The sequence below is a fragment of the Duganella aquatilis genome (assembly GCF_009674565.1).
Classification (GTDB): Bacteria; Pseudomonadota; Gammaproteobacteria; order Burkholderiales; family Burkholderiaceae_D; genus Rugamonas; species Rugamonas aquatilis.
Window position 1 is genome coordinate 69,474 of sequence record NZ_WKJL01000021.1, and the last position, 19,095, is coordinate 88,568.

The window sequence follows — 19,095 nt, forward strand, 5'->3', positions numbered from 1 at the left end:
ACATGCAAGCCCCATGCCAGCCGCCGCTACGGGCGTGGCATCCGCGCTGCACCCGATTGGCCCGTCCAGCCGCCTCATTACAGCGCATTAGCGCGATGGAGTTGAAAAAAAAATCCCTCCGGATGGAGGGATTTTGGGGAGACTTAAACCACTGCGCCGTCGGTTTCGTCTTTTTCCTTGATCGGCTTGATCAGGTCTTCGCGCTTCACGCCCAGCCACATGGCCACCGCGGCGGCCACGAACACCGACGAGTAGATGCCGAAGCAGATACCGATGGTCAGCGCCATCGCGAAGTAGTGCAGCGTCGGACCGCCCAGGAACAGCATCGACAGCACCATCATCTGCGTACAGCCGTGGGTGATGATGGTACGCGAGATGGTCGAGGTGATCGCATTGTCGATCACTTCATGCACCGAAGCCTTGCGCTGCTTGCGGAAGTTTTCGCGGATACGGTCGAAGATAACCACCGACTCATTCACCGAGTAGCCCAGCACCGCCAGCACGCCGGCCAGCACCGTCAGCGAGAACTCCCACTGGAAGAAGGCGAAGAAGCCGAGAATGATGACCACGTCGTGCAAGTTGGCGATGATCGCCGCCACCGCGAATTTCCATTCGAAGCGCACGGCCAGGTAGATCATCACGCCGATGATCACCATCACCAGCGCGTTCAGGCCATTCTGCGCCAGCTCGTCGCCAACCTGCGGGCCGACGAATTCCACCTTCTGCAGCGATACCAGTTCAGCACCGGCGGTATCCGAGCAAGCCTGCTTGACCACGTGTTCGCCCTTGGCGGTCACGGTGTCGATCTGCTTCATGGCGCCGCTTTCGGCTTTGCACAGCGCGTCGTACACCAGCGCCGAAGCATCCTTCGAGCTGACGTTCTTCACCACCGGCAGACGCAGCATCACGTCGTGGGCGGTGCCGAAGCCGGTGGCTTCAGGCTGTTCGTAGCCGATGGTTTCCAGCGTGTGGCGGATGCGTTCCAGATTGGCCGCCTGCTGGTATTTCAGCTCCATCACGGTGCCGCCGGTGAACTCCACCGAGAAATGCAGGCCGCGGTGCAGCAGGAAGAACACGGCCGCGACGAAGGTCAACGCCGAAACGACGTTGAACACCAGCGCGTGGCGCATGAACGGGATGTCTTTTTTAATGCGGAAAAATTCCATGTTGGGTGCCCCGAGTTAACTCTGACTATTTCTGGCCCGGTACCCAGACGGTACCGATAGCGACGGATTGCAGCTTCTTCTTGCGGCCATACCAGAGGTTCACCACGCCACGCGAGATGAACACGGCGGAGAACATCGAAGTCAGAATGCCCAACGTGTGCACCACGGCGAAGCCGCGGATCGGACCGGAACCGAACACCCACAGCGCCACACCGACGATCAGCGTGGTGACGTTGGAGTCGATGATGGTGGCCCAGGCGCGGTCGAAGCCGGCGGCGATCGCCTGCTGCGGCGAAGCGCCGGAACGCAGCTCTTCACGAATACGCTCGTTGATCAGCACGTTGGAGTCAATCGCCATACCCAACGCCAGCGCGATAGCGGCCATGCCCGGCAGGGTAAGCGTCGCCTGCATCAGCGACAGCAGCGCCACCAGCAGCAACAGGTTGCACGCCAGCGCAAACACGCTGAAGAAGCCGAACATCATGTAGTAGACGATCATGAAGATCGCAATCGCCGCGAAGCCGTACATGGTCGAATGCAGACCCTTGTTGACATTCTCCGCGCCCAGCGCAGGGCCGATGGTGCGTTCTTCGATGATATCCATCGGCGCCGACAGCGCGCCGGAGCGCAGCAGCAGCGCCAGTTCAGCCGAGTTCTCGGCATTGCCCATGCCGGTGATCTGGAAGCGGCTGCCCAGTTCACTCTGGATAGTGGCAACCGACAGCACTTCCGGCTTGCCTTTTTCGAACAGCACGATGGCCATTTTCTTGCCGACGCGCTCGCGGGTGGCGTCGCGCATGCGGCGGCCGCCGTCGCCGTTCAGGTCGATGCCGACCGCTGGCTGGTTGTTCGAGTCGAAGCTGGCGACGGCGCTGGAGATGTAATCGCCGGTCAGCACCACGTCCTTGGTCAGCACGACCGGCACGCCTTTACCGACGGTGAACAGTTCCGAGTTGAACGGAATCGCCGCCGACATTTCGGTGCCCGGCGTGATCGATTCGTCGACCATGCGCACTTCCAGCGTCGCGGTACGGCCGATCACGGCGCGCGCGCGCGCCACGTCCTGCACGCCCGGCAGCTGGACCACGATGCGGTCCGGACCTTGCTGCTGGATCACCGGTTCCGCCACGCCCAGCTCGTTGACGCGCTTGGACAGGGTGGAGATGTTCTGCTTGACGCCGTCATCGACGGTCTGCTTCAGCGCGGCCGGTTTCAGGCTCACCACCGTTTTCAGGTCGCTGCCTTCGCCGGCGTCCACAAACGCCACGTCGGCCAGCTGGCCGGCCAGCACATCCTTGGCTTTCTGGCGGGTGGCGTCGTCGCGGAACTTGACTTCGATGGTGTCGCCCACGCGGTCGATGCCGGCGTGGCGCACGTTCTTGTCGCGCAGCGCGGCACGGGCCAGCGCCTGCATGCCTTGCACGCGCTTGGCCAGCACGGCCTTGGTGTCGACCTGCATCAGGAAGTGCACGCCACCGCGCAGATCGAGGCCGAGGTACATCGGCAGCGCGTGCAGGCTTTGCATCCATTTCGGCGTATCTTCCTGCAGATTCAGCGCCACCAGGTAGGTTGGGTCTTCAGGATCGGCGTTCAGGCCCTTTTCCAGCACCGACTTGGCCTGGAACTGGATGTCCGGCGTGGCGAAGCGCACGCGCACCGAGGTGTAGGCGCCGCTGCCGTCATAAGTCAGGCCGTTGTTGGCGATGCCGGCTTTGTTCAGCACGTCCGCGACCTTGGCCGTCATGTCCGAGGTCATCTTGACCGTCGATTTGCCGCTGGTGACCTGCACCGCCGGCGACTGGCCGAAGAAGTTCGGCGCGGTGTACAGCGCGCCCAACAGGATCGCGACCGCGATAAGGATGTATTTCCAGACTGGATAACGATTCATATAGCTCTAACGTTCAATGTAGACGTCAAAAGGCCCGCGCGGGCGCGGGCCAGTGGGAATTACAGGCTCTTCAGCGTGCCGTTTGGCAGCACCATCGTGATCGAGTTCTTTTGCACCACCAGTTCGGCGCCGCTGGAGATTTCCAGGGTCACGTAGGCGTCGGAGATCTTGGTGATCTTGCCCAGCACGCCACCGGCGGTCACGACTTCATTGCCCTTGGCCAGCGCTTCCATCATGGCCTTTTGTTCCTTGGCGCGCTTCTGCTGAGGACGGATCATCAGGAAGTACATCGCCACGAACATCAGAATCAGGAAGCCATACTGGCCCAGGAAGCCGCCGCCGCCGAGGGCTTCGAGAGGATTGGATTGGGCATACGCGTTGGAAATGAGGAACACAGGTGACTCCGATATCTATAGTTTAAAAAACAGCGCTGTATTCTAGCACTGGCCGCACGGCGTCAGGACTTTTACACCCCGCGTGCGCGATCCGCGTGGAATTGCTGCACCCACGCCGGGAAACGGTCGGCGTCCAGGGCGTCGCGCATCTGCTGCATGATGTCCAGGTAATAGTGCAGGTTGTGGATGGTGTTCAAACGCGCACCGAGGATTTCCTGGGTACGGTTCAGGTGGTGGTGGTAGGCGCGCGAGAAGTTCTTGCAAGCGTAGCAAGAACAGGTAGGATCGTACGGCTCCTTGTCATCCTTGTAACGGGCGTTCTTGATCTTGATGTCGCCGTAGCGGGTGAAGATCCAGCCGTTGCGGGCGTTACGGGTCGGCATCACGCAGTCGAACATGTCGACGCCGTTGGAAACGCCGGCCACCAGGTCTTCCGGCGTGCCCACGCCCATCAGGTAGTGCGGCTTGTTGGCCGGCAGTTTCGGGCCGACGTGTTGCAGGATGCGCATCATGTCTTCCTTCGGCTCGCCGACCGACAGGCCGCCGATGGCCAGGCCGGGGAAGTCGATTTCTTCCAGGCCGGCCAGCGATTCATCGCGCAGGTTCTCGAACATGCCGCCCTGGACGATGCCGAACAGCGCGTTCGGGTTCTCGCCGCGGTGGAATTCGTCGTGCGAGCGTTGCGCCCAGCGCAGCGACATACGCATCGACTTGGCCGCCTCGTCCAGCGTGGCCGGGCGGTTGTCGATTTCGTAAGGCGTACATTCGTCGAACTGCATGACGATGTCGGAATTCAGCACGCGCTGGATCTGCATCGACACTTCCGGCGACAGGAACAGCTTGTCGCCGTTGATCGGCGAGTTGAAGTGCACGCCTTCCTCGGTGATCTTGCGCATCGCGCCCAGCGAAAACACCTGGAAACCGCCCGAGTCGGTCAGGATCGGCTTGTCCCAGCCCATGAAGTCGTGCAGGCCGCCGAACTTGGCCATGACGTCGTTGCCCGGACGCAGCCACAGGTGGAAGGTGTTGCCCAGGATGATCTGCGCGTTGATTTCCTTCAGCTCCAGCGGCGACATTGCCTTGACCGAGCCATAGGTGCCGACCGGCATGAAGATCGGGGTCTGGACCACGCCGTGGTTCAGTTTCACCTCGCCGCGGCGGGCCTTGGTCACGCCGGTGGTGTCGGTCTTGTGCAGTTTAAATTCCAGCATTGTTATTCCTTGTTCTGCGTCGTCAGCAGCATGGCGTCGCCATAGCTGAAGAAGCGGTATTCATTGGCGATCGCGTGGGCGTAGGCCTTGCGGATCTCTTCAAACCCGGCGAAGGCCGACACCAGCATCAGCAGCGTCGATTTCGGCAGGTGGAAATTGGTGATCAGACGGGTCACCGTCTTGAACTTGTAGCCCGGCGTGATGAACAGCGCCGTGTCCGCGCTGCCCGCCTCCAGCTGGCCGCTCTGCGAGGCCGACTCCAGCGCGCGCAGGCTGGTGGTGCCGACCGCCACCACGTCGCGCCCGGCGGCGCGGGTGGCGCGCACGGCGTCCACGGTTTCCTGCGGCATGGTGTACCACTCGGTGTGCATCTGGTGGTCCGACAGCTTCTCGTGACGCACCGGCTGGAAGGTGCCGGCGCCCACGTGCAGCGTGACGTAGGCGAAGTTGACGCCCTTGGCCTTCAGCTGTTCCAGCAGCTTCTCGTCGAAGTGCAGGCCGGCGGTCGGCGCGGCGACGGCGCCCGGCACCTTGTTGAACACGGTCTGGTAACGGGTTTCGTCGAACGAATCCGCATCGTGCTCGATGTACGGCGGCAGCGGCAGGCGGCCGTGCGCTTCGATCAGGTCGAACACGTCGGCGTCGAAGTGCAGCGTGAAGAACTCGCCGGCGCGCTCGCCGACCGTGACGTCGAAGGCGTCGGCCAGGCGCATCTTGGTGCCGGCCAGCGGCGAACGCGAGGCGCGCACCTGCGCCAGCACGGTGCGGTTGTCCAGCACGCGCTCGACCAATGCCTCCACCTTGCCGCCGCTCTCCTTGGTGCCAAAGAAACGCGCCTTCAGCACGCGGGTATTGTTCATCACCAGCAGGTCGCCGGCTTGCAGCAGATTGACGATGTCAGCGAACTGACGGTCGATGATCTGCTCGCCGTCCAGATGCAGCAGACGGGAAGCGCTGCGGTCTGGCAGCGGAAATTGCGCAATACGCTCTTGCGGCAAGTTAAAATCGAAATCGGAAAGCGAATACATGTGCGGACTCTGTTAAACAAAAATACGGTAGGCCTTACAATACCGGCGGCCAACCCTCTATTTTACGCCATATGCCTGTTTCACCGTCTAAAACTGCCAAGAAAACCGTCAGCCCCGAGGCCAAACTGGCCAAATTGGGCTTGCACACCGATATGGACCTGGTGCTGCACCTGCCCATGCGCTATGAAGACGAAACCCAGGTCATCAGCATCGAGGAAGCCCGGCTGCATGGCGGCGACACCTCCCAAGTTGAGGGCGTTGTCACCAAAAACGAGATCGCCTACAAGCCGCGCCGGCAGTTATTGGTCCACATCGCCGACGACACGGGCGATTTGCAGCTGCGGTTCATGAATTTCTACGGCAGCCAGGTCAAGCAGCTGGCCGAGGGCACGCGGGTGCGCGCGCGCGGCGAATTGAAGCACGGCTTCTTCGGCGCCGAGATGGTGCATCCGGCCTACAAGGTGGTCAACGAAGGCGCGCCGTTGCCGACTTCCCTGACGCCGGTATATCCGGCCGGCGAAGGCCTGTCGCAGCCGGTGCTGCGCAAGGCCATCGGCGAGGCCATGAAACGCGTCGACTGGACCGATACGCTGCCGGCCGAGCTGCGCAAGCAGCTGCAATTGTCCGAGCTGGAGCCGGCAGTGAAGCTGCTGCACTACCCGCCGCAACAGGTGGACAACCACGCGCTGGCCGACCGCTCGCATCCCGCCTGGACACGCGTGAAGTTCGACGAGCTGCTGGCGCAGCAGCTGTCGCTGAAACGCGCCCAGCGCGCGCGCCGGCTGAAAGGATCGCCGGCGCTGACAGTGATTGGCTCGCTGTCCAAAAGCTTCCAGGACGCCCTGCCTTTCAAGCTGACCAATGCGCAGCAGAAGGTGCTGAACGAAATCCGCGCCGACCTGCGCCAGCCGTTCCCGATGCAGCGCCTGCTGCAAGGGGACGTCGGCAGCGGCAAGACCGTGGTATCGGCGCTGGCAGCCGCGCAGGCCATCGACAGCGGCTACCAGGCCGCGCTGATGGCGCCGACCGAGATCCTGGCCGAACAGCACTTCCGCAAGATCGCCGCGTGGATGGAGCCGTTGGGCGTCAAGGTCGCATGGCTCAGCGGCAGCTTGAAGAAGAAGGACAAGCAGGCGGCGTACGACCTGATCGAATCCGGCGAGGCGCGGCTGGTGGTCGGCACGCACGCGCTGCTGCAGGATGTGGTGACCTTCTCCAATCTCGGCCTGGTCATCGTCGACGAGCAGCACCGCTTCGGCGTCGGCCAGCGTCTCGTGTTGCGCAACAAGGGCAACGAAGGCGAAGTGCCGCACCAGCTGATGATGTCGGCCACGCCGATCCCGCGCACGCTGGCGATGACCTACTACGCCGACCTGGAAGTATCGGTGATCGACGAACTGCCGCCGGGCCGCAGCCCGATCGTCACGCGCACCATCGACCAGAACCGGCGCGACGAAGTGATCGAACGCGTGCACGCGGCCGCGCAGGAAGGCCGGCAGGTCTACTGGGTCTGTCCGCTGATCGAGGAATCGGAAGCGCTGCAACTGCAAACCGCCACCGACACCCACGCCCTGCTGGCGGAAGCGCTGCCGGACCTGAACATCGGCCTGGTGCACGGCCGCCTGAAGACGGCGGAGAAACAGGAAGTGATGGACGCCTTCATCGCCAACGAGATGCAGGTGCTGGTCGCCACCACGGTGATCGAGGTGGGCGTGGACGTGCCGAATGCCTCGCTGATGGTGATCGAACACGCCGAGCGTTTCGGCCTGTCGCAGCTGCACCAGTTGCGCGGCCGCGTAGGGCGAGGCTCGGCGGCATCGGTGTGCCTGCTGCTGTACCAAAGCCCGCTGGGCCAGATCGCCAAGCAGCGCCTGATGACGATGCGCGAAACCACCGACGGCTTTGAAATCGCCCGCCGCGACCTGGAGATACGCGGCCCCGGCGAATTCCTCGGCGCGCGCCAGTCCGGCCAGGCCATGCTGCGCTTCGCCGACCTGGAAACCGACGGCTGGCTGGTCGACCAGGCGCGCGACGTCGCCCACGACCTGCTGCACGCCAACAGCCCGGAAAAAGCCGCCACCGTCGAAGCCCACCTCGCCCGCTGGCTAGGCGGCCGCGAAGAGTTCCTGAAAGTCTAAAACCGGGGTCAGTTCTGCCAATCGCACACGAGCTCATGTACCAATGGCAGAACTGACCCCGGTTTTAGAAGCACAGGTAGATGCGGTTGGCGAGATCAACCATGAAGTCTGGCTGCAGATATGCGGCGAACACCAGCGCCAGCACAACGGCGATGGCGGCGCGCAGCAGCCAGGTTTTCATCACGCCGCCTTCAGGCGCGCCAGCGGGCGCTCGTTGATCGGCAGGTTGACCAGGCCGGCCATCACGCCAAGCGCAATCGCGATGCCCCACACAACGTCATAATTGCCCTGCGCCGCATACAGATAACCGCCCAGCCACACGCCCAGGAAGCTGCCCATCTGGTGCGAGAAGAACACGATCCCCGCCAGCATCGACATGTGCTTGACGCCGAACACGCCGGCGATGATGCCGTTCGTAAGCGGCACCGTCGACAACCACAGTACGCCCATCGCCGCCGCAAACAGATACACCGATAGCGGCATCAATGGCGCCAGCAGGAACAGCGAAATCACCACCGCACGCGAGAAGTAAATGGTCGACAGCAGATAACGCTTGGGCAGCCGTCCACCCAGCTTGCCTGCATAGTACGAGCCAAAGATATTGAACAGCCCAATCAGCGCCAGCGCCAGCACGGCGACATTCGGATTGGCGATGCCCTTGTCGCGCAAGTACGCCGGCAAGTGCACGCCGATAAACACCACCTGGAAGCCGCACACGAAATAGCCCGCCAGCAGAAGCAGGAAGGAACGATTGCCCAGCGCCTCGCCGGCCGCCTCGCGGATGCTTTGCTGCGGACCATGCGCATGCTCCACCGCCGGCTCGCGCAGATGGAAGGCCATCGGCACCATCAACAACACCAGCAAGCCGCCCAGGATATAGAAGGCGTTCTGCCAGCCGACGGCGGAAATCAGCTGCTGCTCGACCGGCATCATCATGAACTGGCCGAAGGAGCTGGCCGCGCCGGAGATGCCGAACGCCCACGAACGCTTCTCCGGCGGCGCCACGCGGCCGATGATGCCGCTCACCGCGCCAAACGCCGTGCAGGCCAGGCCAAAGCCGACAAACAACCCGGTGCCCAGTACGAACATGGTGGGATCGGTCACCAGCGCCATCCAGAACAAACCGGCGGCATAGCTGATCGCGCCCACCAGCACCACGCGCATGGTGCCGAAACGGTCCGCCGCCATGCCGGCGAACGGGCCGAACGCGCCCCACATCAGGTTTTGCATGGCCTGCGCCAGCGAGTAGGTCTCGCGCGTCCAGCCATTGGCTTGCGAGATCGGCTGCATCCAGAAACCGAAACCGTGGCGCACGCCCATGGCCAGCGTCAGGACGACGCCGGTGGCGAGCAGTACGGTTTTCAAGGAAGGCGTGCGGTCAGCAACGAACATGGTCTATCCCCGTTATTAAATTCATATCCGAAGATTGTAACCAGTTCGCGCCGGCCGCGCTGAGGTGCTTAGGCGTCGGCGGGATAGCGCAGGCCGATCTGCGCGCGGATCTCGTCCAGGGTGCCCATCAGCGCCAGCGTTTCGGCGTGCGGCATCACCGGGCTTTCGATCAGGCCTGCGCGGATGCAGCGCCCTACTTCCTGCGCTTCATGCGTGTAGCCGTTGCCGGACTTCGGCAGCGACAGGGTGCGCTCGTTGCGCGAAACTCCATCCACCAGCGTGACGGTGATGGTGTCGGTGTTGTGGAAGCGGTCATGCAGGCGCACAAAGCCCTTGGTGCCGGAGATGGTCAACTCGGTCGGCGTGCGCGAACGCAGGCTGCACGCGCAGGACGACACGCCGCCGCCTTCATGCGTCAGCGTGAACGCGGTTTGCATGTCGACGCCGGTGGCGGCCATCTCCGCCTGCGCCTTCACGCCGGTGACAGCGCCCATGAAGAACGACGACATCGACAGCGGATAAATGCCCAGGTCCAGCAGCGCGCCGCCGCCCAGCTCCGGCGCGAACAGGCGGTGCTCAGGACCGGCGTCCGAGGTGAAGCCGAAATCCGCCGTCACATTGGCCGGCTTGCCGATCTCGCCGCTGTCGACAATGCGCTTGGCCTCGACCACCGTCGGCATGAAACGCGTCCACATCGCCTCCATGACGAACAGATTTTTCGCGCGCGCCAGATTGATGATGTCCTCGGCCTGGCGCCGGTTCATGGTGAACGACTTCTCCACCAGCACCGCCTTGCCGCCGTTAAGGCACATCAGCGCGTTCTCGTGATGCATCGGGTGCGGCGTGCCGATATAGATCACATCGACATCGGGATCGTCGGCCAGCGCCTGGTAGCTGCCGTGGAAACGCTCGGCGCCGTACTCCTGGCCGAACTTGGTAGCGCTATCTACGGCGCGCGAAGCGACGGCCACCAGTTTTGCGTCCGGCGTTTCCCGCAAAGCGGTGGCGAAGGCCTTGGCGATTTTGCCCGTGCCCAGAATACCCCAGCGAATTACCTGCGTCATGGCGTGTTCTTTCTGCCGCGTCGGCGGCGTGTTGGTTGGTGTTGGAAGGGCTATTTTACTGCGGCTTCGCGCTTTGGGCGGAACACCGTTGCGTCGGCGTAGAAGGCTTCATCCTGCTCCGGCCACCAGCCCGGCACCCCCAGCGCCTGTATCGGCGTGAAGCCGGCGGTGCTCAGGCCTTCCTCGGCCAGCTGCTGCGCGACCGTGGCGTCGAGCCATGCGCGGCGGCCTTCGTGGTCCTTCGCGAAGAAATCGTCGCCCGCCAGCACCACGCGCGTATGCGCGGTGATGGCCTTGCGCGGCGCGACCAGCTTTTCCATCAGCGCGTGGCCGAACAGCCAGACTTGCGCGTCGGGGCCGAAGCTGGCGCGGCGCGTGAGGAAGGCTTCCTGCCAGCGGTGTCCGCGCAGCGCATCGACCAGCGCATGGCCGTCGGCGTAGTCGCGCACCACCAGCAGCGCGGCGTTTTCATCGAAGATGGTGGCGGCGTCACGCGCCGGGCCGCGTGACTTGCCCACGCCGTCCAATGCGATCTGCGCCGCCTGCAAGGCGTTCAGCTGCACTTTGATGCGCGGGAAGGTCAGCCATACCAGGCCGTTGAAGAAATCGTGGAAGTTGTCGCGCGTCGGTACGCAGCCGGTGACGCCGATGTGCTCTTCGTAGGCCGTGCCGTCCGGCAGATCTTCCTGCGGCACGAAGGAAATCGGCAGGCCGAGGTGATTGCGCAGGCCCAGTGCGGCGGCCTGCTTGCAGAATTCATCGCGGAAATGTGCCTCCGCCGACAAGCGTCCAGCCGCGCCGCGTACCGATTCGTACCACGGACGCGACCAGTCGACGGTGTCCAGCACTTGCTTACACCATTTTCCAGTTGATGGTTTCGCCGGCGTTCAGCGGCACGACTTCCTGCTCGGCCAGCGGCAGGGTTTCCGGCATGGTCCACTGTTCGCGCTTGAGGGTGATGGTGCCCTCGTTGCGCGGCAGGTTGTAGAAGGCCGGGCCATTGAAGCTGGCGAAGGCTTCCAGCTTGTCCAGCGCGCCGGCGCGCTCGAAGGCTTCGGCGTACAGCTCCATCGCGTGCAGCGCGGTGTAGCAGCCGGCGCAGCCGCAGGCGGCCTCCTTGGCGCCCTTGGCGTGCGGCGCCGAGTCGGTGCCGAGGAAGAAGCGTTCGTCGCCGCTGGTGGCGGCGGTGACCAGCGCCAGGCGGTGCTCTTCGCGCTTCAGCACCGGCAGGCAGTAGTAGTGAGGACGAATGCCGCCCTTGAAGATGTCGTTACGGTTGTACAGCAGGTGATGCGCGGTGATGGTGGCGGCGATCGGGCCTTCGGCTTCCGCCACATATTGCGCGGCGTGCTTGGTGGTGATGTGTTCGAAGACGATGTTCAGCGCCGGGAAGTCGCGGCGCAGCGGGCGCATCACGCGCTCGATGAACACGGCTTCGCGGTCGAACAGGTCGATGTCCTGGTCGGTGACTTCGCCATGGACCAGGAACGGCAGGCCCAGTTCCTGCATCTTTTCCAGCGTCTTGTAGCAGTTGGACAGATCGGTCACGCCGGCGTCCGAATTGGTGGTGGCGCCGGCCGGATACAGCTTGACCGCGTGGACGATGCCGCTGTCCACGGCGCGCACGATTTCGTCGGGCTGCGTGTTGTTGGTCAGGTAGAGCGTCATCAGCGGCTCGAAGTTCAGGCCTTCCGGCAGCGCGGCCATGATGCGCTCGCGATAGGCGACAGCAGCGGCGGTGGTGGTCACCGGCGGTTTCAGATTCGGCATCACGATGGCGCGGCCGAACTGGCGGGCGCTGTGCGGCAGCACGCTGGCCAGCGTCGCGCCGTCGCGCAGATGCAGGTGCCAGTCGTCTGGGCGGGTGATGGTGATGCTGTCGGGAGTAGTGGCAAGGTCGGACATGGCGGCAGGCTTTCAAAACACGAATAGCCGACATTTTACCTCGTTGCGCGGGTCGCTTGACAGTGCGTACGCATAAGCGTACGTTTGCTTGCATTATCCCAAGGAGTCGTCATGGACACCATTTCCGCCAGCGAAGCCCGCGCCCGGCTGTATAACCTGATCGACGAAACTGCGGCCAGTCATGCGCCGGTCACCATCACCGGCAAACGCAATAACGCGGTGCTGGTCTCTGCCGAGGACTGGGCCGCCATCCAGGAAACCTTGCATTTGATGTCGGTGCCGGGCATGCGTGAGTCCATCATCGCCGCCCGCGCGGAACCGCTGGAGGAAAGCAGCAAGGAATTGAACTGGTGAGCTGGCAACTGGTGTATTCGCGCCAGGCGCAAAAAGACGCGAAAAAATTGGCGGCCGCACATCTGAAGAAACAAACACAGGCGCTGCTGGACATCCTGGCAAACGATCTGTTTGCCCGTCCGCCGCGGTTCGAAAACTGGTCGGCGATCTGGCGGGTACGTATTCACGGCGGGACGCATTACCAATAAAACATCAGTGAATGATGCGCGCCAAGAAGTCGCGGGCGCGGTCGGTTTTCGGGGCCTGGAAGAATTCGTCCTTGCCGCTGTCCTCCAGAATCGCGCCCTGGTCCATGAACACCACGCGGTTGGCCACCTTGCGGGCAAAGCCCATTTCGTGGGTCACCACCATCATCGTCATGCCCTCCTGCGCCAGGCCGACCATCACGTCCAGCACTTCGTTGATCATTTCCGGGTCCAGCGCCGAGGTCGGCTCGTCGAACAGCATGGCGATCGGGTCCATGGCCAGTGCGCGGGCGATCGCCACCCGCTGCTGCTGCCCGCCGGAAAGCTGGCCGGGGAACTTGTCCTGCTGCGCCAGCAGGCCGACGCGGTCCAGATACTGCAGGCCGCGCGCGTTGGCCTCGTCCGCGCTGCGGCCCAGCACCTTGATCTGGCCCAGGGTCAGGTTGTCGCGCACCGACAAATGCGGGAACAGCTCGAAGTTCTGGAACACCATGCCGATGCGCGCGCGCAGCGCCGGCAGGTCGGTGTTTTTGGCGCCGACCGAGGTGCCGTCGACGATAATTTCGCCCTGCTGGAACGGTTCCAGCCCGTTGACGGTCTTAATCAGGGTCGACTTGCCGGAACCGGACGGCCCGCAAATCACCATCACATCGCCTTTTTTAACGCCAGTCGTGCAGTCTTTCAGCACCTGGAATTGACCATACCACTTGCTGATGTTTTTGATTTCGATCATAAGTAAATAGATTATTTTGCAGCCTGTGGCTGGCCCGCCGCGCGCTTGACAGCGCCCGTGCCCACAAGGATACTGCGGAACTTGCCAATAGTTTCAGCAGCCGGCGCACCCAAAACCGGCTGTTGCCATCGCTAAGAAGAACGCAGCGGCGGCCACCCTGCTCGCTGCGCAGGCCCAGAGAGACACTACCACAGGAAGCCCGAACACATGAACAAACAAAGCCGATTGACCACCTACATCCTCATCGGACTGGCGCTAGGCGTCATCACGGGCTATCTCGCCTACGGCAATATGACCGAGGCCGGCCGTATCAGCCTGGCCGACACGCTGACGCTGATTACCACGCTGTTCCTGCGCCTGATCAAGATGATCATCGCACCGCTGGTATTTTCCACGCTGGTGTGCGGCATTGCCAAGATGGGCGATGCGACCGCCGTCGGCCGCGTCGGCATCAAGACGCTGGGCTGGTTCTTCATCGCCTCGGTGATGTCGCTGACGCTGGGCCTGATCCTGGTCAATCTGTTCCGTCCCGGCGACGCGCTGCTGGGCCACATGGCCGCCACCGCCGCCAAGACCGACCTGGCCACCTCCAGCCTGACGCTGAAAGACTTCGTCACCCACCTGGTACCGGCGTCCATCGTCGAGGGCATGGCCAAGAATGAAATCCTGCAGATCGTGATCTTCTCGCTGTTCTTCGGTTCGGCCGCCGCGGCCGTGGGTCCGAAGGCCAATGTGCTGATCGAAGCGCTGGACGGCGTTGCCCACGTCATGCTGAAGGTCACCGGCTACGTGATGAAATTCGCGCCGTTCGCGGTGTTTGCGGCGGTGGCCGGCACCATCGCCAAGAGCGGCCTGGGCGTGCTGTCGACCTACGGCGTGTTCATGGCCGAGTTCTACTTCGGCATCGCGCTGCTGTGGGCGCTGCTGATCTTCATCGGCTTCCTGTTCCTGAAAGGCCGCATCTTCGCGCTGATGCGTGAAATGCGCAGCCCGGCGCTGCTGGCGTTCTCGACCGCGTCGAGCGAAGCGGCGTATCCGAAAACGCTGGAAGGCCTGGAGCGTTTCGGCGTGCGCAACCGCATCGCCTCGTTCGTGCTGCCGATCGGCTACTCGTTCAACCTGGACGGCTCGATGATGTACTGCACCTTCGCCACCGTGTTCATCGCGCAGGCGTATGGCATCGAAATGTCGCTGGGCCAGCAGATGACCATGATGGCGGTGCTGATGCTGACCTCGAAGGGCATGGCCGGCGTGCCGCGCGCCTCGCTGGTGGTGATCGCCGCGACGCTGGGCCAGTTCAATATTCCGGAAGCCGGCATGCTGCTGCTGCTGGGCATCGACCACTTCCTCGACATGGCGCGCTCCGCGACCAACGTCATCGGCAACGGCATCGCCACCGCCGTCGTCGCCAAGTGGGAAGGCGAGATGGATCCGCCGAAAGAAGCGGTATAAGCTATTCCAGACAAGGCCACCTTCGGGTGGCCTTTTTCATTACAGCCAGGTGCGTTTGCCTTCCGGCTTGGCGCCCATCTCCCGCAACCGGCGCCGCAGGCGGGCGTTGTCCGCGATGGTGCAAATCAGCGTCAGCAAGATGATGATGTTGAGCGCGTCGCTGCCGAAGTACCTGAAGAACAGCGCTGCGCCGCCGGCGCAAAGCAGTCCGGCAATCAATAACATCAATCCGTCTTTCATTTTCCCCTCCGTTTATAAATCTCCGGATGGCGCACCAGCAGTCCCGGCAACCAGGGACGATGCAGGTGATTCATCTGCGCATTAAGCAAGACATCGGCAATAGAAGTGCCGTTCGCCAAACTTCTGCCGGTAGCCACCGCAATACTCCCAATGACGGCGCCAACGTAAAACGATGCACTCATGGCCCCGATGACAGCCAACTTTTCGCCCCGAATGCCAGCGCCAATCATCTCCATAACCGTCACTTTTTTCCCAAACCGCTCAAGTAGCGCAATCAGGGTGGACGCCGAACCAAGCGCTAGCTGAACGTTACCATACAGGCTTTCCGGGGCAGATCGGAGGATAGTCCGCAAAAACATGATGCACCTTGCTGCACCTCATAGCAAGCAAGCGCGGCGCTTGCGCGGAATCGTTATCCTGCTTGGCGGTTTTCGTAATTGCGATGGCGTACAGCTTGATGCACCATCGGGGAATAATTCGATGACGGTGGAGACGATATGACTGCTTCGCGGCGCACTGCGCTGAAGACTTTGTTGGCCGGCGCGGCAGTGGCGCCGCAATTGGCGACGGCGGCGGCCGAGCCGAAATGGGGACGCGGCGTCGAAGGCCAGCGCAAGGCGGACCTGGGCAACGGCACCTTCCTCAACCCCATCCTGGCCGGCGACCATCCCGATCCCACCATCCTCAAGGACGGCGACGATTACTACATGACGTTTTCGTCCTTCCTGGCCTACCCCGGCGTCATCATCTGGCACTCCCAGGATCTGGTGAACTGGCAGCCCATCGGCCCGGCGCTGACCAAGCCGCTCGGCAGCATCTGGGCCATGGACCTGGTCAGGCACAAGGGCCGCTACTACATCTACATCCCCGCCGGCAGCAGCATCTACGTGATCTGGGCCGACAACATCAAAGGTCCATGGAGCGATCCGATCGACCTCAAGATCGAAGGCGCCATCGATCCCGGCCACGCCGTCGGCGAAGACGGCAAGCGCTACCTGTTCGTCAACGGCGTGCGCCGCATCGCCCTCACCGACGACGGCTTGGCCACCGCCGGCAAGCTGGAAAAAGTCTACGAACCATGGCGCTACCCGCAGGACTGGGTGGTGGAGATGTTCGCTCCCGAAGGCCCCAAGCTGCTCAAGCGCGGCGAATGGTTTTACCTGGTGATGGCGGTCGGCGGCACTTCCGGCCCGCCCACCAGCCACATGGTGATCGCCGCCCGTTCGCGCTCCATCCACGGCCCATGGGAAAACCATCCAGACAACCCGCTGGTGCGCACCCGCAGCGCCGAAGAGAAATGGTGGTCGCGCGGCCACGCCACGCTGGTCGAAGGCCCGGCCGGCGACTGGTGGATGGTCTACCACGGCTACGAAAACGGCTACCGCACGCTGGGCCGCCAATGCCTGCTTGAGCCGATCGAATGGACCAGCGACGGCTGGTTCAAAGCCAGAGGCGGCGACCTGTCCGCACCACTGCCGATGCCGAAGAAAGGCAAGGCAGTCCCGCACAACTTCGCCCGGTCCGATGATTTCAAAACACTGAGATTCGGCGTGCAATGGAGCTTCTTCAATCCGGGACCGGATGAAATGAAACGCGTGCAGCACACACCGGGCGTGCTGGCCATTCGCGGCAAAGGCACGTCGCCGGTGGACTCGTCGCCGTTGACCTTCATCGCCGGCGACCGCGCCTACGAAGCCACTATCACATTGGACATCGGCGCCGATGCCGAAGGCGGCCTGCTATTGCACTACAACGAGCGCGCCTACGTCGGCATCGGCTTCACGCCGACGCAGATGAAAACCTTCCAGCACTCGCAGGAGCAAAGCTGGATGCGCGAGAAGATGGAGGTCGCCACCGTGCATATCCGCGTCCGCAACGACCGCCACATCGTCACCTTCCACTACTCGCTGGACGGGAAGAACTGGGTGCAGCATCCGTGGCAGATGGAAGTCTCGGGCCTGCACCACAACGTGTTCGGCGGCTTCGCCAGCCTGCAACCCGGCATCTACAGCGCGGGAACAGGCGTGGTGAAGATGCGCGATTTCCGGTATCGCGCGCTGGCTTAGGCGACGGCGTCCTCTTCGTCCGTCTCATCCGCCTTGGCCTGCTGGCGTTCCCACATCTGGGCGTACAGGCCATTGGCCGCCAGCAGCGACTGATGCGTGCCGCGTTCCACGATGCGGCCGTGGTCCAGCACCAGGATCTGCTGCGCATCGGCCACCGTGGACAGGCGGTGTGCGATCACCATCGTCGTGCGCGTGCGCGAGATTTCCTTCAACTGTGCCTGGATCGCCTGTTCGGCCTTGGAGTCCAGCGCCGACGTGGCTTCATCGAAGATCAGGATGGCCGGATTTTTCAGCAGCGTGCGCGCGATCGCCACGCGCTGCTTCTCGCCGCCGGAGAGCTTCAGGCCGCGCTCACCGACCATGGTCTTGTAGCCGTCCGGCAGACTGTCGATGAAGTCGTGGATCGATGCGGCGCGCGCCGCGGCCACGATCTCGTCGTGCGTGGCGCCCGGCTTGCCGTAGGCGATGTTGTATTCGATGGTGTCGTTGAACAGCACTGTATCCTGCGGCACGATGCCGATCGCGTGGCGCACCGAATCCTGCGTCAGCGAACGCAGATCCTGGCCGTCGATGGTGATGCCGCCGGCGTTCACCTCATAGAAGCGGAACAGCAGGCGTGACAAGGTGGACTTGCCGGAACCGCTGTGGCCCACCACCGCCGTCGTGGTGCCCGGCGGGATGGTGAAGTCCACATCGAACAGGATCTGGCGCTTCGGATCGTAGCTGAAGTCCACGTGGTTGAAGCGCACCTGTGCGCCATGCGTCACCAGCGGCTGCGCATCCGGCGCATCGGCGATCTCGCGGTTCTGGTCCAGCAACGAGAACAGCTTCTCCATGTCGGCCAGGCTTTGCTTGATTTCGCGGTAGATCACGCCAAGGAAGTTGAGCGGAATGTACAGCTGGATCATGAAGGAGTTGACCAGCACCAGATCGCCCAGCGTCATCTTGCCTTCAATGACGCCGACGGTGGCGCGCCACAGGATCAGCGTCACCGCCACGGCGATGATCATCGACTGGCCGGTGTTCAGCAGCGACAGCGAGGTTTGCGACTTGACGGCGGCGCTTTCGTAGTTCTGCAAGCCTTCGTCATAGCGCCTGGCTTCGTACTCCTCGTTGCCGAAGTACTTCACCGTTTCGTAGTTGATCAGCGAGTCGATGGCCTTGGTGTTGGCCTTGGAATCCAGCTCGTTCATGGTGCGGCGGAAGTGCGTGCGCCAGTTGGTGATGATGATGGTGAAGCTGATGTACGACACCAGCGCCACAAAGGTGATCACCGAGAACCAGATGTCGTAGTGCGTGACCAGGTAGCCCAGCACCAGCGTGATCTCCACCAGCGTCGGCAGGATGTTGAACAGCGTGTACGAAATCAGCGAACCGACGGCGCGCGTGCCGCGTTCGATATCGCGCGTCATGCCGCCGGTCTGGCGGTTCAGGTGGAAGCGCAGCGACAGCGCATGCAGATGACGGAACACCTGCAGCGCGATGGTGCGCACCGCGCGCTGCGTCACGCGCGCAAACAGGAATTCGCGCAGCTCGGTGAACAGCGTGGTCGACACGCGCAGCACCCCGTAGGCCACCAGTGCCCCCAGCGGCAGCACCAGCAAGGCCTGCGGATGGGATGGCGAAATGGTCAGCGAATCGATCAGCTTCTTCATCACCACCGGCACGCCGACGTTGGCCAGCTTGGCGCCGACCAGGCAACCCAGCGCCAGCAGCACGCGCCATTTGTAGACGAACAGGTAGGGCAGCAGTGTTTTTAAAGTAGCGGTATCGCTGCGGGCGGGAGCGGCTTTACTGGCGGAGGCTGGCGGGGATTCGGAGTAACGGCGCATGGCGGATATCGGCTTTTTATGGTTCAATCCCGATAATTGTAGCCCC

At 62.9% G+C, this 19,095-nt stretch carries 18 protein-coding genes; 5 read left to right on the top strand and 13 right to left on the bottom strand.

The annotated features are described in order from the left end of the window. Positions 1–143: 143 nt before the first annotated feature. The 5 genes from secF to queA form a co-directional block, all read right to left on the bottom strand. Positions 144–1,166 (bottom strand): protein translocase subunit SecF, encoded by a 1,023-nt coding sequence (gene secF, locus GJ698_RS23155; protein ID WP_154360228.1) that lies wholly within the window; start codon positions 1,164–1,166, stop codon positions 144–146. 25 nt (positions 1,167–1,191) lie between these two features. Further along, a complete protein-coding gene (secD, locus tag GJ698_RS23160; RefSeq protein WP_154360229.1) occupies positions 1,192–3,054 on the bottom strand; it encodes a protein translocase subunit SecD in 1,863 nt (620 codons plus the stop codon). A gap of 59 nt (positions 3,055–3,113) precedes the next feature. Further along, positions 3,114–3,449: a preprotein translocase subunit YajC gene (gene yajC, locus GJ698_RS23165; protein ID WP_166455268.1), complete on the bottom strand. Its 336-nt coding sequence runs from the start codon at positions 3,447–3,449 to the stop codon at positions 3,114–3,116. 71 nt (positions 3,450–3,520) lie between these two features. Then, on the bottom strand, positions 3,521–4,660 hold the full coding sequence (tgt, locus tag GJ698_RS23170) for a tRNA guanosine(34) transglycosylase Tgt (RefSeq protein ID WP_154360230.1): 1,140 nt from the start codon (positions 4,658–4,660) through the stop codon (positions 3,521–3,523). A 2-nt stretch (positions 4,661–4,662) separates the two neighbouring features. Continuing rightward, positions 4,663–5,688: a tRNA preQ1(34) S-adenosylmethionine ribosyltransferase-isomerase QueA gene (gene queA, locus GJ698_RS23175; protein ID WP_154360231.1), complete on the bottom strand. Its 1,026-nt coding sequence runs from the start codon at positions 5,686–5,688 to the stop codon at positions 4,663–4,665. A 71-nt stretch (positions 5,689–5,759) separates the two neighbouring features. On the opposite strand from queA, the gene recG reads away from it, so the two are divergent. Further along, on the top strand, positions 5,760–7,826 hold the full coding sequence (recG, locus tag GJ698_RS23180) for an ATP-dependent DNA helicase RecG (protein WP_154360232.1): 2,067 nt from the start codon (positions 5,760–5,762) through the stop codon (positions 7,824–7,826). Between the two features lie 180 nt (positions 7,827–8,006). Here recG and GJ698_RS23185 read toward each other — a convergent pair whose 3' ends face one another. From GJ698_RS23185 to pyrC, 4 genes are all read right to left on the bottom strand, one after another. Then, positions 8,007–9,218 (bottom strand): MFS transporter, encoded by a 1,212-nt coding sequence (locus GJ698_RS23185; protein ID WP_154360233.1) that lies wholly within the window; start codon positions 9,216–9,218, stop codon positions 8,007–8,009. A gap of 68 nt (positions 9,219–9,286) precedes the next feature. Continuing rightward, positions 9,287–10,282 (bottom strand): Gfo/Idh/MocA family protein, encoded by a 996-nt coding sequence (locus tag GJ698_RS23190; RefSeq protein ID WP_154360234.1) that lies wholly within the window; start codon positions 10,280–10,282, stop codon positions 9,287–9,289. A 50-nt stretch (positions 10,283–10,332) separates the two neighbouring features. Beyond that, positions 10,333–11,130: a DUF3025 domain-containing protein gene (locus GJ698_RS23195; protein ID WP_371865423.1), complete on the bottom strand. Its 798-nt coding sequence runs from the start codon at positions 11,128–11,130 to the stop codon at positions 10,333–10,335. Positions 11,131–11,134: 4 nt separating this feature from the next. Next, entirely contained in the window at positions 11,135–12,187 is a 1,053-nt protein-coding gene (gene pyrC, locus GJ698_RS23200) for a dihydroorotase (protein ID WP_154360235.1), read from the bottom strand. A gap of 111 nt (positions 12,188–12,298) precedes the next feature. Here pyrC and GJ698_RS23205 point away from each other — a divergent pair, with 111 nt between their 5' ends. Then, positions 12,299–12,541, top strand: coding sequence for a type II toxin-antitoxin system Phd/YefM family antitoxin (locus GJ698_RS23205; RefSeq protein WP_154360236.1), 243 nt, complete (start codon positions 12,299–12,301; stop codon positions 12,539–12,541). Continuing rightward, positions 12,538–12,729 (top strand): type II toxin-antitoxin system RelE family toxin, encoded by a 192-nt coding sequence (locus tag GJ698_RS23210; protein ID WP_154360237.1) that lies wholly within the window; start codon positions 12,538–12,540, stop codon positions 12,727–12,729. The genes GJ698_RS23205 and GJ698_RS23210 overlap by 4 nt, the downstream gene beginning before the upstream one ends. Before the next feature lie 4 nt (positions 12,730–12,733). Here the strand turns inward: GJ698_RS23210 and GJ698_RS23215 are convergent, their stop codons facing one another. Further along, positions 12,734–13,459: an amino acid ABC transporter ATP-binding protein gene (locus GJ698_RS23215; protein ID WP_154360238.1), complete on the bottom strand. Its 726-nt coding sequence runs from the start codon at positions 13,457–13,459 to the stop codon at positions 12,734–12,736. 207 nt (positions 13,460–13,666) lie between these two features. Here GJ698_RS23215 and GJ698_RS23220 point away from each other — a divergent pair, with 207 nt between their 5' ends. Then, positions 13,667–14,911, top strand: coding sequence for a dicarboxylate/amino acid:cation symporter (locus tag GJ698_RS23220; RefSeq protein ID WP_154360239.1), 1,245 nt, complete (start codon positions 13,667–13,669; stop codon positions 14,909–14,911). 39 nt (positions 14,912–14,950) lie between these two features. Here the strand turns inward: GJ698_RS23220 and GJ698_RS23225 are convergent, their stop codons facing one another. Both GJ698_RS23225 and GJ698_RS23230 read right to left on the bottom strand, forming a co-directional pair. Further along, positions 14,951–15,151, bottom strand: coding sequence for a hypothetical protein (locus GJ698_RS23225; protein WP_154360240.1), 201 nt, complete (start codon positions 15,149–15,151; stop codon positions 14,951–14,953). Next, the gene (locus GJ698_RS23230; RefSeq protein WP_154360241.1) at positions 15,148–15,510 is read right to left on the bottom strand and encodes a hypothetical protein; all 363 of its coding nucleotides are present in this window, start codon (positions 15,508–15,510) and stop codon (positions 15,148–15,150) included. The genes GJ698_RS23225 and GJ698_RS23230 overlap by 4 nt, the downstream gene beginning before the upstream one ends. Before the next feature lie 138 nt (positions 15,511–15,648). Between GJ698_RS23230 and GJ698_RS23235 the strand changes: the two genes are divergently transcribed. Continuing rightward, positions 15,649–17,217, top strand: a complete 1,569-nt coding sequence (locus GJ698_RS23235; protein WP_154360242.1) for a family 43 glycosylhydrolase — start codon at positions 15,649–15,651, stop codon at positions 17,215–17,217. On the opposite strand, the gene GJ698_RS23240 is transcribed toward GJ698_RS23235, so the two are convergent. Further along, the gene (locus GJ698_RS23240; protein WP_154360243.1) at positions 17,214–19,049 is read right to left on the bottom strand and encodes an ABCB family ABC transporter ATP-binding protein/permease; all 1,836 of its coding nucleotides are present in this window, start codon (positions 19,047–19,049) and stop codon (positions 17,214–17,216) included. The two genes, GJ698_RS23235 and GJ698_RS23240, sit on opposite strands and share 4 nt — an antisense overlap. Positions 19,050–19,095 lie beyond the last annotated feature (46 nt).